11 protein-coding genes are annotated in these 13831 nt (G+C 60.9%); 7 read left to right on the top strand and 4 right to left on the bottom strand.

The window, feature by feature from the left end; genetic code table 11:
* Nucleotides 1-73: 73 nt before the first annotated feature.
* The 4 genes from NK667_RS12115 to NK667_RS12100 all read left to right on the top strand — a co-directional run bounded on the left by NK667_RS12115 (nt 74) and on the right by NK667_RS12100 (nt 6165).
* On the top strand, nt 74-1126 hold the full coding sequence (locus NK667_RS12115) for a 2,5-dihydroxypyridine 5,6-dioxygenase (RefSeq protein ID WP_054614873.1): 1053 nt from the start codon (nt 74-76) through the stop codon (nt 1124-1126).
* Nucleotides 1127-1305: 179 nt separating this feature from the next.
* Nucleotides 1306-1788 (top strand): MarR family winged helix-turn-helix transcriptional regulator, encoded by a 483-nt coding sequence (locus NK667_RS12110; protein ID WP_054614872.1) that lies wholly within the window; start codon nt 1306-1308, stop codon nt 1786-1788.
* A 311-nt stretch (nt 1789-2099) separates the two neighbouring features.
* Nucleotides 2100-2576 (top strand): (2Fe-2S)-binding protein, encoded by a 477-nt coding sequence (locus NK667_RS12105; protein WP_054614871.1) that lies wholly within the window; start codon nt 2100-2102, stop codon nt 2574-2576.
* Between the two features lie 10 nt (nt 2577-2586).
* Nucleotides 2587-6165 (top strand): molybdopterin cofactor-binding domain-containing protein, encoded by a 3579-nt coding sequence (locus tag NK667_RS12100; RefSeq protein ID WP_083471316.1) that lies wholly within the window; start codon nt 2587-2589, stop codon nt 6163-6165.
* An 82-nt stretch (nt 6166-6247) separates the two neighbouring features.
* Here NK667_RS12100 and NK667_RS12095 read toward each other — a convergent pair whose 3' ends face one another.
* The 3 genes from NK667_RS12095 to NK667_RS12085 all read right to left on the bottom strand — a co-directional run bounded on the left by NK667_RS12095 (nt 6248) and on the right by NK667_RS12085 (nt 9534).
* Nucleotides 6248-6904, bottom strand: coding sequence for a TetR/AcrR family transcriptional regulator (locus tag NK667_RS12095; RefSeq protein WP_054046353.1), 657 nt, complete (start codon nt 6902-6904; stop codon nt 6248-6250).
* 53 nt (nt 6905-6957) lie between these two features.
* Nucleotides 6958-8406 carry a nucleobase:cation symporter-2 family protein gene (locus NK667_RS12090; protein WP_054614870.1) on the bottom strand — a complete coding sequence of 483 codons (1449 nt, stop codon included), beginning with the start codon at nt 8404-8406 and terminating at the stop codon, nt 6958-6960.
* Between the two features lie 234 nt (nt 8407-8640).
* The gene (locus NK667_RS12085; protein WP_054614869.1) at nt 8641-9534 is read right to left on the bottom strand and encodes a LysR family transcriptional regulator; all 894 of its coding nucleotides are present in this window, start codon (nt 9532-9534) and stop codon (nt 8641-8643) included.
* 99 nt (nt 9535-9633) lie between these two features.
* Here NK667_RS12085 and NK667_RS12080 point away from each other — a divergent pair, with 99 nt between their 5' ends.
* Both NK667_RS12080 and speB read left to right on the top strand, forming a co-directional pair.
* Nucleotides 9634-10725, top strand: a complete 1092-nt coding sequence (locus NK667_RS12080) for a polyamine ABC transporter substrate-binding protein (protein WP_054614868.1) — start codon at nt 9634-9636, stop codon at nt 10723-10725.
* A 13-nt stretch (nt 10726-10738) separates the two neighbouring features.
* The gene (gene speB, locus NK667_RS12075; protein WP_054614867.1) at nt 10739-11698 is read left to right on the top strand and encodes an agmatinase; all 960 of its coding nucleotides are present in this window, start codon (nt 10739-10741) and stop codon (nt 11696-11698) included.
* 152 nt (nt 11699-11850) lie between these two features.
* Here the strand turns inward: speB and NK667_RS12070 are convergent, their stop codons facing one another.
* Nucleotides 11851-12903, bottom strand: a complete 1053-nt coding sequence (locus NK667_RS12070; RefSeq protein ID WP_054614866.1) for an aldo/keto reductase — start codon at nt 12901-12903, stop codon at nt 11851-11853.
* A gap of 190 nt (nt 12904-13093) precedes the next feature.
* Here NK667_RS12070 and NK667_RS12065 point away from each other — a divergent pair, with 190 nt between their 5' ends.
* Nucleotides 13094-13810, top strand: a complete 717-nt coding sequence (locus NK667_RS12065) for a helix-turn-helix transcriptional regulator (protein ID WP_054614865.1) — start codon at nt 13094-13096, stop codon at nt 13808-13810.
* The last annotated feature ends 21 nt before the right edge of the window (nt 13811-13831 follow it).

Here is a 13831-nt window from a genome sequence, read left to right as displayed (position 1 = left end):
GCTATAAAAATGCACTAGGGTGAGGCGGGGCGCCTCGACTTGGTGCGCAGCAGACGATTGAGGAGACAGGAAAATGCCGGTAAGCGATTGCGAACTGACCCAGATGTTCGAGCACGTGTTGAAGCTGTCGAAGGTCGATGCGACCCAGAGCGTCGCCGTGCTCAAGAGCCACTATTCCGACCCGCGCACCGTACGCGCCGCGATGGATGCGGCGCAGCGCCTGGGGGCCAAGGTCTACGCGGTGGAATTGCCGTCGTTCAACCACCCGACGGCCATGGGCAACGACATGACCGCCTACTGCGGCGACACCGCGTTGACCGGCAATATCGCGGCGCAGCGCGCGCTGGAAGCGGCGGACCTGATCGTCGACACGATGATGCTGCTGCACTCGCCGGAACAGGAGCAGATCCTCAAGACCGGCACGCGGATTCTATTGGCCGTCGAGCCCCCGGAAGTGCTGGCGCGGATGCTGCCGACCGAGGCCGACAAGGTGCGGGTGATGGCGGCGGAAAAGCTACTGACACAGGCACGTTCGATCCACGTCACCTCGCGCGCCGGCAGCGATTTCCGTGCGGCGCTGGGGCAATATCCGGCGGTCACCGAATACGGTTTCGCCGATGAGCCGGGGCGTTGGGATCACTGGCCCAGCGGTTTCCTGTTCTCCTGGCCCAACGAAGAAACCGCCGAAGGCGTGCTGGTGCTGGATATCGGCGACATCCTGTTGCCATTCAAGACCTACACCCGGGAGAAGATCACCCTGGAGATCGAGAAGGGTTTCATCACCTCGATCCACGGCGGCTTCGAGGCTGAATACCTGCGCGATTACATGAAGTATTTCAACGATCCGGAGGTGTACGGCATCTCCCACATCGGTTGGGGATTGCAGCCGAAAGCCCAGTGGACTGCCATGGGCTTGCACGACAAGAACGACGGCATGTGCATGGACGCGCGGGCGTTCTACGGCAACTTCCTGTTCTCCACCGGGCCGAACACCGAAGTCGGCGGCAAGCGCAAAACCCCGTGCCACCTGGACATTCCGCTGCGCAATTGCGATGTGTACCTGGATGACCGGGCGGTAGTGATTGGCGGGGATGTGGTGGCGCCGGAGGCTTCGCGAGTTCGCTGAGGTCCTCACAACCAAAGGAGATCGAATGTGGGAGCGGGCTTGCTCGCGAATACGGTGTGTCAGTCGATGTAAGTGCTGACTGACACACCGTATTCGCGAGCAAGCCCGCTCCCACAAGGGGTTTGTGCAGTCTGTTAAGACCGATATCACCCTTGAGTCCGCCCCCCAACCTGTCCATCATGCCTCCCCACCACTCATCGTCTTTCGAGTCCGCCGTGCCTGAAAATCCTGATTCTTCCTATGTTTTTTCCGAACAAGTCGGGCATTTGCTGCGCAAGGCCTATCAGCGGCACATGGCGATTTTTCAGCAGAATGTCGGTGATTCGCAGCTCACGGCGGTGCAGTTCGTGACCCTGTGCGCCGTGCGCGATCACGGTCCCAGCTCCCTGACTGAACTGGTCAAGGCCACCGCCGTGGACCAGGCGACCATTCGCGGCATCGTCGAACGGCTCAAGGCTCGGGAGCTGATTACCCTCGAACCTGACCCGCAAGACCGACGCAAAGTCATCGTCGGGCTGTCCGAGGCGGGCGACCGTTTGGTGCAGCAAACCGTGCCCTGCGCCGGGAAAATCACCGAACTGACCCTGAGCAACCTCAACCCGGCCGAGCGGGTCGCGGTGCTGTTCCTGCTGCGCAAAATGATCGACGACCCGCAGGACTGATCTCAGGCCAAACGCGCTCTGTGTAGCAGCTGCCGAGGTACGAGGCTGCGTTCGGCTGCGAAGCAGTCGTGAAATTTGAGCACACAGTCTTCCTGAAACACCGCGCTGGCTGATATCACGACTGCTTCGCAGCCGAACGCAGGCTTCGCCAGCTGCTACATTCCGTACTGGCATCGTTTTTGCTCTTGTTTCATGTAGTAGCCACTTCACCAGTCGAGTGTGTCGCGACGCCACAACCCCATCCGGCCCGCGACGTTTTTTTCGACCTTTTGGTGTAGTAGCCACTTCATAAAACGAAGCAGGCGAAGCGAATGAGCAGCCAGGAAATCACCGTAGCGCTTGAGGTCAACGGCCTCACCACCACCGTCACCGCCATGGCGGATACGCCGTTATTGCTGATCTTGCGCAATGACCTCCTACTCAACGGTCCCAAGTACGGCTGCGGCCTGGGCGAGTGCGGGGCGTGCACGGTGATCATCGACGGCGTGGCCGCGCGCTCTTGCGTATTTCCGCTGGCTGGCGCGGTGGATCGGCACATCGTCACCCTCGAAGGCCTCGGCACCCGCGCCGATCCGCACCCGGTGCAGCAAGCCTTTATCGACGAGCAAGCGGCGCAATGCGGCTACTGCCTGAACGGCATGATCATGACCACCAAGGCCTTGCTCGACCGCATCCCGCACCCCAGCGAAACCCAGATCCGCAACGAACTCTCGGCCAACCTCTGCCGTTGCGGCACCCACATCGAAATCCTCCGCGCGGTGCTGCGTGCCGCCCGCCAAATGCCTTGAAGGTGGATCAATGACCATGACTGACTCCATCCCGCTCTCCATCCCGCTCTCCACACCAACCCGCGACCAACTGCTGGCCAAGACCGGCGTGCTGCTGATCGTCGACGACATCCTGCCGCCATCCGGCCCGGTGGCGAAGGGCGGTACGCCACTGATCAAGCCCAAGGAATTGGGGTTGTTCATTGCCATCAGCGACGACGGGCGCGTGTACGCGTTCAACGGCCACGTCGACCTCGGCACCGGCATTCGCACCTCATTGGCGCAGATCGTTGCCGAGGAACTCGACCTGCAACTGGAGCAGGTGTGCATGGTGCTCGGCGACACCGAGCGCGCGCCGAATCAGGGCGCGACGATTGCCAGTGCGACGTTGCAGATTTCCGCGATTCCGTTGCGAAATGCGGCTGCTGAAGCACGACGCTTCCTGCTGGAAACGGCGGCTGAGCGTTGGGCGTTGGAGCCAGGTTTTTTAAAAATCGAGGCCGGGGTGATTCTTGCACCCGATGGTCGTACGGCTACTTACGCCGAGCTTGTCAGCGGCGAACACGTTGAACTGCGCATCTCCGGCACCGCGCCTTTGAAACCCGCCGCCGACTATCGACTGGTGGGCAAGGGTGCCGCTCGGGTGGACATTCCGGCCAAAGCCACTGGTGAACTGACTTACGTCCACGACATGCGCGTGCCGGACATGCTCCACGGCCGGGTGATTCGCCCGCCGTACGCCGGGCTCGATTGCGGTGATTTTGTCGGCAACAGCCTGCTGGAGGTCGACGAATCCTCCATCGCACACATCGCCGGGATCGTCGCGGTGGTGGTGATCCGCGATTTCGTCGGCGTCGTCGCGCTGCGCGAAGAACAGGCGATCAAGGCTGCCCAGGCGTTGAAAATCACCTGGAAAGCCTGGAATCACGGGTTACCGGATTTAAACGATGTCGAGCAGGCCATCCGCGATAACCCGCGCGTGCAGCGGGTCGTTCTCGATCAGGGCAACGTCGACGAAGCCCTGGCCAACGCTGCCCAGCGCATGCCGCGCACTTATATGTGGCCGTATCAGATGCACGGTTCGATCGGCCCGTCCTGCGGGGTGGCGGATTATCAGGCGTCGGGTTCTCGGGTGTGGTCCGGCAGCCAGAATCCACATCTGTTGCGCGCCGACCTGGCCTGGCTGCTGGAGTGCGAAGAAGAAGCCATCGAGGTCATTCGCATGGAAGCGTCCGGCTGTTACGGGCGTAACTGCGCCGATGACGTGTGCGCCGACGCGTTGCTGTTGTCCCGCGCCGTGGGCAAACCGGTGCGGGTGCAACTGACTCGCGAGCAAGAGCATTTGTGGGAACCCAAAGGCACCGCGCAACTGATGGACGTCGATGGCGGCTTGAACGCTGATGGCAGCGTCGCCGCCTATGACTTCCAGACCAGATACCCGTCCAACGGTGCGCCGACCCTGGCCTTGCTGTTGACCGGGCGGGTCGAACCAGTGGCGGCGATGTTCGAAATGGGCGACCGCACGTCAATCCCGCCCTATGACTTTGAAAACATGCGCGTGACCATCAACGACATGGCGCCCATCGTACGCGCCTCGTGGATGCGCGGGGTTTCAGCGCTGCCCAACACCTTCGCCCATGAGTCGTATATCGATGAACTGGCCTTCGCCGCTGGCGTCGATCCGGTGGAATACCGCTTGCGCTATCTGCACGACGAGCGCGCCATCGACCTGGTCAAATCCACCGCCGAACGCGCGGCCTGGACCCCGCGCACCGCGCCGATGCAAACCCCAAATGAAGACCAGTTGTTACGCGGTCGCGGCTTTGCCTACGCGCGCTACATCCACAGCAAGTTTCCCGGTTTCGGCGCGGCGTGGGCGGCGTGGGTGGCGGACGTGGCGATTGACCGCACAACTGGCGATGTATCGGTCACCCGCGTGGTGATCGGCCATGACTCTGGGATGATGATCAATCCCGCAGGCGTGCAGCATCAGATCCATGGCAACGTCATCCAGTCCACCAGCCGCGTGCTCAAGGAGCGGGTGACCTTCGAAGAATCCACGGTGGCGAGCAAGGAGTGGGGCGGTTACCCGATTCTGACTTTTCCGGAAGTGCCGCAAATCGACGTATTGATGATGCCGCGTCAGGACCAACCGCCGATGGGCGCTGGCGAATCGGCTTCGGTACCCAGCGCGGCGGCGATTGCCAACGCAATTTATGACGCCACCGGGATTCGTTTTCGTGAACTGCCGATCACTCCGGAACGGGTCTTGGCCGCGCTGAATGCCGGGACTTGTAATGAACCGCCGAAGTCCCCGACCAAGCGTTCGAAGTGGTTGTTCGGTTCACTGTTTGCCGCGTTCGGCGCGGTGCTCGGCATGGCTGCGACGGCGTGGCCATTCCATGGCGAAATCGCGCCGATTGCCCCGCCGAGCGCCGGCACCTGGTCAGCCGCGACCCTGGAGCGCGGACGCTTGCTGGCGGCGGTTGGCGATTGCGCGGTGTGCCACACCGCGCCCGGCGGCGTGACCAATGCCGGTGGCCTGGCGATGCAGACCCCGTTCGGCACGCTCTACAGCAGCAACATCACCCCGGATGTGGAAACCGGGATCGGCAGTTGGTCCTATCCGGCATTCGAACGGGCGATGCGCGATGGCATTGGTCGCGACGGGCGCAATCTGTATCCGGCGTTTCCCTACACCGCGTTTCGCAACATCAACGATGCGGACATGCAGGCGTTGTACGCCTACCTGATGTCACAAGCCCCGGTCAGCCAACCGGCGAAAGCCAACGACATGCGTTTCCCGTTCAACCTGCGGCCATTGATGGCGGGGTGGAATGCGTTGTTTCTGCGCAAGGGCGAAATCAGTGTGCAGCCTGAACGCAGCGAACAATGGAATCGCGGTGCGTATCTGGTCAACGGGTTGGGCCACTGCGCGGCGTGCCATTCGCCGCGCAACCTGATGGGGGCGGAGAAGGGCGGTGCTGCATTCCTCGCGGGTGGGATGGTTGATGGCTGGGAGGCGCCGGCGTTGAATGGGTTGTCCAAATCGCCGACGCCGTGGACCGAGGATCAGTTGTTCGGTTACCTGAGTACCGGCTATTCCGCCGAACATGGCGTGGCGACCGGGCCGATGGGGCCGGTGGTCACCGAGTTGGCGAAGTTGCCCACGGCGGATATCCGCGCGATGGCGGTGTACCTGGCGTCACTCAATGGCGCGCAGGCCGAGGCGCAGGTGGTGGAGAAAGCCACGCGCCCGATGCCCAGTCTTTCATTGAGCAATGGCCAGCGAGTCTTCGAAGGCTCGTGCAAGGCCTGTCATGCCGATGGCCTGGGGCCGAAGCTGTTTGGCGTGAGCCCGTCGCTGGCCACCAACACCAATGTGCACAGTGATCTGCCGGATAATTTGATCAAGGTGATCTTGCAGGGCATCGATACCCCGGCGACCAAGGATCTGGGGTATATGCCGGCGTTCAAGGACAGTTTGTCGAATACTCAGGTGGCGGAATTGGCGGCGTATTTGCGGAGCCGGTTTGCGGGGAATGCGCCGGGGTGGGAAGGGTTGGAACATAAGGTTGCGTATCTCAGGGCTAATCCAGGGAGCCATTAAAAGCTTCGCGAGCAAGCCCGCTCCCACATTTAGAATGCATTCCCCTGTGGGAGCGGGCTTGCTCGCGAAGGGGCCGGCACATTCACCGCAAATCTTTCTCGGGCAACCTCATCACCCCCCGCACCACCAAATCCTGAATAAACCCCAACCAATCCTGCTGCTGCCCCTTGTCCGCCAAATCCTCCCCCAGAAACGAACTGAGCGTATGCCGGTTGGAGTTATAGAAATAACAAAGCGAGGCAATCATCAAATACACATGCTTGATGTCCAGCACCTCGCGAAACAACCCCTGGGCCTGACCCGCTTCAATGATCGGCCGCAACACTCCGACCGCTTCCCCCGACAGCCGCCGCAACTCGCTGGACTGCTGCGCATGCTTGCCGTTGTGCAGGTTTTCATTGCTCAGGATCGCGACGAATTCCGGGTGCTTGACGTAGTAATGCCAGACGAACGCGACCAACTCCTGCAACGCCACCAACGGCTGGCTCAGATCCAGTTTGAGGCGGCTTTCGGCCTTGTTGAATTGCTCGTAGGTGTGTTCCAGCACGCAGATAAACAGCTGCTCCTTACTGCCGAAGTAGTAATAGAGCATGCGGTCGTTGGATTCGGCCTCCCGGGAAATACTCTCGACCCGCCCTCCGGAATAACCGTCGCGGGTGAACACTTTCACCGCTGCTTCGAGGATCCGTGTGCGGGTCTGCTGGGCCTGGGCGGCCCGAATACCGGTCTTCTTGTTCAACGTGCGGTCAACCTTGTGCCAGACAGAGTCGCATCGAATGTAGCACGGTCCTTTCAGCGGTTCAGGCTTGGCGCCGATTCGCTGGCTTGCGGGTTTTCCATGACCTGCAGGATCGAGGCTTCCGGGTCGAAATCATCCTCTTCCAGCTCCATGAATTCTTCCGGCAGGAACACGTTGAGGATGATCGCGCACAACGCACCGACGGTGATCGGCGATTCGAAGATGTTGTGCAGCGCCAGCGGCAACTCACGCAACACTTCCGGCACCGCCGCGATACCGAGGCCCATGCCCAGGGAAATCGACACGATCAGCATGTTGCGTCGATGCAGGCCGGCTTCGGCGAGGATCTTGATTCCGGCCACCGCCACGGTGCCGAACATCACCAGCTCCGCGCCGCCCAATACGGGTTTCGGCATCAATTGCAGCACCGCGCCGATCATCGGGAACAGGCCTAGCAACACCAACAGGCCTGCAATAAAGAACGCGACGTAACGACTGGCCACGCCGGTGAGCTGAATCACGCCGTTGTTCTGCGCGAAGGTCACCATCGGCATGCTGTTGAACACCGCCGCCATGGCCGAGTTGAGGCCATCGGCGAGCAGCCCGGACTTGATCCGGCGAATGTAGATCGGGCCTTTGACCGGTTGTTTGGAAATCATCGAGTTGGCGGTCAGGTCGCCCGCAGCTTCCAGCGGCGAGACCAGGAAAATCACCGCCACCGGCACAAACGCCACCCAATCGAAGTTGAAGCCGTACTTGAACGGCACCGGCACGCTCACCAGCGGCACGGCGGGCAGGCTGGCGAAATCGACGTCGCCCATGAGCCAGGCGACCACGTAGCCGAGGGTCAGGCCAATCACGATCGCGCCGAGGCGCAGGAACGGCACATCGACGCGGTTCAATACGACGATGGTGCCCAAGACCAACGCGGCCAACAGCAGATGATGACTGGCGCCAAGGTCCGCCACGCCGAAGCCGCCAGCGATGTCGGTCATCGCGACTTTGATCAGCGACAGGCCCATCAGCGTGATGATCGTCCCGGTGACCACTGGGGTGATCAGCATCCGTAGCTTGCCGATGAACTGGCTCAATACCACTTCGATGAACGCGGCGAAAAAGCACACGCCGAAGATCGTCGACAGGATCTCATCGGTGCCGCCACCCCGGGCCTTGACCATGAACCCGGCGCTGAGAATCACGCTGATAAAGGAAAAACTGGTGCCCTGAAGGCACAACAAACCGGAACCCACCGGGCCGAAGCGCCGCGCCTGAACGAAGGTGCCCAGGCCGGAGACAAACAGCGCCATGCTGATCAGGTAGGGTATTTCGCTTTGCAGCCCCAGCGCACCGCCCATGATCAGGGTCGGGGTGATGATGCCGACGAAACTGGCGAGCACGTGTTGCAGGGCAGCGAAGACCGTGGCAGTCAGGTGAGGGCGGTCGTTGAGGCCGTAGATCAGGTCGGAGCGGGGCTGGGGTTTTGCGTGTTCGGATGGGGTCACGAGGAAAGCGCCAGGGGCCAGGTCAGAAAATGGAGGCGCAGGATGCCAGAAAACTTACAACCTGACACAAATCCCTGCGGCAAACCCCTATGACAAACCCCTATGACAAACCCCTATGCAAAACCCCTGTGGGAGCGGGCTTGCTCGCGAAGGCGGCGTGCCAGTCGACATCTCTATCGACTGATACGGCCTCTTCGCGAGCAAGCCCGCTCCCACAGGGGGTTAGTGGCGGGCTCAAGCAAACGCCGCCAGCAAATCCTCTTCAAACGCTTTCTGTGCTTCCCCCGGCACTTGCGCCCGATGCCGGGCCAGGTGAAAACCCACGTCAAAACTCATCTCTCCTACACGCACCGCCCGCAGCAATCCTTTTTCCTCCCAGCTACGGGCAAAGTGGCTCGGCAAATACCCGACATGCTTGCCGGACAGAATAAACGCAAGCGTGCCTTCAACCTGCTCCGACCGCGCCGAACACAACTTCCCCTGAAACGGCTCATCACTGCGCAGAAACCGATACGGATGATCCACCCGGTCGCTCGCCTGCAACGCCTGATCATCCGGCGCTTCATTGCTGAACAACGGATGCCCCGGTGCGCAATACAAGTGCTGGGTTTCGCTAAACAACTCGCGGTAGTCAAAAGCGCTTTGCACCTGTGAGAAATAGCCGATCGCCAGGTCCAGCCGTTGTTGCAGCATCAGCCGCTCCATTTCCCCCGGCATCGCACTTATCAACTCGATACGCACCGACTCGTCCCTCTCGCGAAAGCGCCGGATCGCGTCCGCCACCCGTTGCAGTACCGATTGATCGAGGGCTTCGGACAGCCCCAAGCGCACCTCGCCAATCAACCGTCCGGCCACGCCGTTGGACTGATGGCGAAAGGCTTCGATGGACTCGAACAGGCCACGGATGGCGATCAGCAGTTGCTCGCCTTTGGGCGTGATGCGGAAACCACCCTTGCCACGACTGCACAGGCGATAACCGAGGCGGGTTTCGAGCTTGGCCATTTGCTGGCTGATGCTCGACTGGCTCAGCCCCAGTTCACCCTGCGCCGCACTGAAGCCGCCGCACTCGACCACGCTGACAAACAGCCGCAGCAATTGCAGGTCCAGATCATGCAGTTGGCCGAGCATCACATTACTCCCGGATAAAGTCAGGTTAACAAACTTGATATTTCACCAATGTATCCGAGGGCGCACGCTGCAACTACTCCAACTGGTCAGGTGTTTGTCATGGCTCCTCTCTTCAAGCTGTGTTTTCCCGCGCTGTTACTCGCCATGGCCGTGTCCGCCCAGGCCGAGGAAAAAGTCGTCAACCTCTACAGTTGGGCCGATTACGTGGCGCCCGAAACCCTGCAGAAGTTCGAGCAGGAAACCGGTATTCACGTGCGCTACGACACCTTCGATGCGTCGGAAGTGCTGGAAACCAAGTTGCTCACTGGCGGCAGCGGTTATGACGTAGTGGTGCCGTCCTCCAGTGTCCTGGCCCGTGGTTTGGCGGCCGGCGCATTGAAGGCGATTCCCCACGAAGGGCTCAAGGGTTACGCCAATCTTGATCCGGATTTGCTGGAAAAACTCGCGGCGGTCGATCCCGGCAATCGCTACGGCGTGCCGTACACCTGGGGCACGTTGGGCCTTGGGATGAATGTCGAAGCGGTGAAACAACGCTTGCCCGGCGTACCGCTCAACAGCCTGGATTTGCTGTTCAAGCCCGAGTACGCCAGCAAGTTGAAAGACTGCGGGATTGCGATTATCGACTCACCGCAGGAAGTGATTGGCCTGGCGTTGCATTACCTCGGTAAAGATCCCTACAGCACTGATCAGAAAGATCTGACCGCCGCCGAGGCATTGCTGCATCAGCTTCAACCGAATGTGCTGTACGTCGCCAGCGGTCGGCAGATCAATGACCTCGCCAATGGCAGCGTGTGCCTGGCCCTGACTTACAACGGTGACGCGAGCATGGCCGCCGATCAGGCGCGAAAGGCCAACAAGCCTTATGAAGTGGCCTACCGGATTCCCAAGGAGGGCACGCTGGTGTGGCAGGACAACCTGGCGATTCCCAAGGATGCGCCACACCCCGAAGCCGCCCGCCAATTCATTGAATTCATGCTGCGCCCCGAATCCGTTGCCGCGCTGACCAATACACTGTTTTTCGCCACCGCCAACACTGCCGCGACGCCGCTGGTGGATGAAGCAGTGCGTACCGACCCGGATATCTACCCGCTGGCCGACGTTCGCGACCGTTTGTACGCCGACCGCAGCATGAGCCTCAAGGACATGCGCCAGCGCACCCGTCTCTGGACCACTTTCCGTAGCCGCCAATAATAAGGAACTCACCATGGATGTCCCTGTGCAAAACGACCAGGCCATGACCCGCGACAGCCTCTACGGGACTGCCGCCGAAAGCACCTACGCCGGTATCACCAGTTTCATGCGCCGGCGCTACAGCCGCGACTTGCGCGGGGTCGATGTGGCCGTCAGCGGGGTACCGTTCGACACCGCCACCAGCAACCGCCCCGGCGCACGTTTCGGACCGCGCGGGATTCGTGCGGCGTCCACCGGGATCGCCTGGGAGCGCCACTGGCCGTGGACCTTCGACCCGTTCGATCACTTGGCGGTGATCGATTACGGCGATTGCGACTTCGACTACGGCACGCCGCAATCTGTACCGGAAAGCATCGAAGCCCATGCCGAGCACATCTTGAATGCCGGCAGCGCGATGCTCACGTTTGGTGGCGATCACTTCATCACCTATCCGCTGCTCAAGGCCCATGCGCGCAAACATGGCGCGTTGTCGCTGATCCACTTCGACGCCCACAGCGACACCTGGCCGGACGAGGAGGGCAAGCGCGTCGATCACGGCACGATGTTCTGGCACGCGGCGAAAGAAGGGCTGGTGGATCCGTCGCGCTCGGTGCAGATCGGCTTACGCACCACCAATGACGATCACATGGGTTTTCAAGTGCTGGACGCACGGCAGGTGCATCGCCAGGGTTGCGAGGCGATTGTCGAAGCGATTCGCGCGCGGGTCGGCGATAACCCGGTGTACCTGACGTTTGATATCGATTGCCTGGACCCGGCGTTCGCTCCGGGCACCGGAACCCCGGTGTGTGGCGGTTTGAGCACGGTTCAGGCGCTGGAGATTCTCGGCGGTTTGCGCGGGATCAATCTGGTGGGGATGGACGTGGTCGAAGTCGCGCCGGCGTATGACAGCGCAGACATTACCTCGCTGGCGGCGGCGACATTGGCGATGGAAATGCTGTGCCTGTATGCGGCGAAGCACAAAGTCGACAGGTAATACGCGGTTCAAAAATGTGGGAGCGGGCTTGCTCGCGAAAGCGGTGTGTCAGTAGACAAAAATGCTGACTGACACGACGCCTTCGCGAGCAAGCCCGCTCCCACAGGATCTCCACAGTCCCTGTAGGAGCGAGGCTTGCCCGCGAAGCTTTTTCAGGCCACCGGAATCTTCGGCAAATCCAGGGTCTCAACCCCGGTATACCGCGCCGCCGACCCGGCAATCATCGCGTGTGGCACACCCACTTCCACGGCGCTGGAGCCATCCAGCCGCGCCAACTGTTCATCACTTAACGCCACCTCCAATGCCCCCAACGTCGCATCCAGCTGTTCCCGAGTCCGCGAACCCAAGATCGGAATCAGCGCCGTGGTCGAACGTTTGGCTTTCTCACGCAACCAGGCAATCGCCACATGCGTCGGGGTCGATTCCAGTTCTGCAGCGACCGCCAACAAGGTATCGAGCAGGGCGGTTTCCCGGGCGCTTTTCTCGGCGTGGATCAGCATGCCGAGTTTGGCCGCGCGGTTGTTCTCGTCGTTGGTGCGGTACTTGCCGGTGAGGAAGCCACCGCCCAGCGGTGACCACAAGGTTGCGGCCAAACCAAGCGCTTCAGCCATCGGCAGCAATTCACGTTCAGCGGTGCGCTCGGCCAGGCTGTATTCGGTCTGGATCGCGGCAATTGGCGAGAAACCGCGCACTTCGGCCAGCACGTCAGCGCGAGCAATGCGCCATGCCGGGAAGTTCGACAGGCCGGCGTAGTGGATCTTGCCGGCGCGCACCAGATCATCGAAGCCGCGAAGGATTTCTTCCATCGGCGTGACGCCGTCCGTGATGTGCGCCCAGAACAGGTCGATATGATCGGTCTTGAGCCGTTTCAGACTCTCTTCCACAGAGCGGACCATGTTCTTGCGGTTGTTGCCGGTGAAGGAAATGCCCGCAACCCGATCCGTGCCCATCGTGTATTTGGTTGCGATGACCAGACGATCCCGTTCCGCCGCAATGAACTCGCTGAGCATCACTTCGGATTGACCGTTCTGATAGCCGTTGGCGGTGTCGATGAAGTTGCCACCGGCTTCCAGGTAACCGTCGAATATCCGCTTGGCTTCATCGCGCTCCGCGCCGTGGCCCCAACCGGTGCCGAAGTTGCCGGCGCCCAACGCCAGTTCCGAAACCCGCAGGCCGGTTTTGCGGCCGAAGACTTTGTAATGCATGAGATCACTCCTGAGGAAATACGCTTGGGTTAAATATAAATGTTCAACGACATGTATTTAATATGATGCGAGTAATATCCAGCGTCAAGACGCTTTTTTCAGGGAGTGACCACTGGCAGTTTCGCTCCTGCCAGTTTCTGACAGCAGCCTTTGCTAAGCTGCGAGCACTTTTCCGCACTGAGTGCCGATCGTGTCGCGAACCACCCGATTACTGACCTTGCTGCAAGTGCTGCGGGGTAAAAGCCGTCCGGCGACCGCCGCAACCCTGGCCAGCGAGCTGGAGATTTCCGAACGCACGCTGTACCGCGACATCGCCGAACTGACGGCTCTCGGCGCGCCGATTTATGGCGAGGCGGGGATTGGTTACGTGTTGCGCAGTGGTTTGTTTCTGCCGCCATTGATGCTCAACGCCGACGAAACCGAAGCTATCGTGCTCGGTTTGCGTTATGTCGATCAGCGTGGGGATGAGGTGTTGAGCAAAGCCGCAGCGGATGCGCTGGCCAAGATTGCCGCCGTGTTGGCGCCTGAGGCACTGGACGCCTTACACAACCCAACAGTCTTGCCCGGCCCACCGGGATTCGGCTTCGCGCAAAACGCCGTGCCGTTGAATGTGTTTCGCCAGGCGATCCGCAATCAGGCCAAGTTGCACATCGATTACGCCGATGCCAATCAGGTGCCGACCCAGCGCCTGATCTGGCCGCTGGCTCTGGGGTTTCTCAACGAGGTGCGGATCATCGTCGCCTGGTGTGAATTGCGCGGCGCCTACCGGACCTTTCGCACCGACCGGATTTCCGCCGCGAGTGAGCAGGGCGATCGCTATCCGGGCCGTCGCAGTGACTTGCTGCGCACCTGGCGCAAGCAGATGCAACTGGACGAAAACGGCCGATTCACTCCTGACAAGAACTGACACAGACGTGTCTTAACATGG

The organism is Pseudomonas nunensis (assembly GCF_024296925.1).
Lineage (GTDB): Bacteria > Pseudomonadota > Gammaproteobacteria > Pseudomonadales > Pseudomonadaceae > Aquipseudomonas > Aquipseudomonas nunensis.
The sequence above is the reverse complement of the archived record's forward strand: the minus strand, read 5'-3'. Positions and strand labels throughout refer to the sequence as shown.

Bases quoted from the DNA above. Each gene is read 5' to 3' on its own strand.
- NK667_RS12110 (WP_054614872.1), top strand. From the start codon at position 1,306: ATGCCTCCCCACCACTCATCGTCTTTCGAGTCCGCCGTGCCTGAAAAT.
- NK667_RS12070 (WP_054614866.1), bottom strand. From the start codon at position 12,903: ATGCATTACAAAGTCTTCGGCCGCAAAACCGGCCTGCGGGTTTCGGAA.
- NK667_RS12085 (WP_054614869.1), bottom strand. From the start codon at position 9,534: ATGCTCGGCCAACTGCATGATCTGGACCTGCAATTGCTGCGGCTGTTT.
- speB (WP_054614867.1), top strand. From the start codon at position 10,739: ATGGATGTCCCTGTGCAAAACGACCAGGCCATGACCCGCGACAGCCTC.
- NK667_RS12105 (WP_054614871.1), top strand. From the start codon at position 2,100: ATGAGCAGCCAGGAAATCACCGTAGCGCTTGAGGTCAACGGCCTCACC.
- NK667_RS12080 (WP_054614868.1), top strand. From the start codon at position 9,634: ATGGCTCCTCTCTTCAAGCTGTGTTTTCCCGCGCTGTTACTCGCCATG.
- NK667_RS12115 (WP_054614873.1), top strand. From the start codon at position 74: ATGCCGGTAAGCGATTGCGAACTGACCCAGATGTTCGAGCACGTGTTG.
- NK667_RS12100 (WP_083471316.1), top strand. From the start codon at position 2,587: ATGACCATGACTGACTCCATCCCGCTCTCCATCCCGCTCTCCACACCA.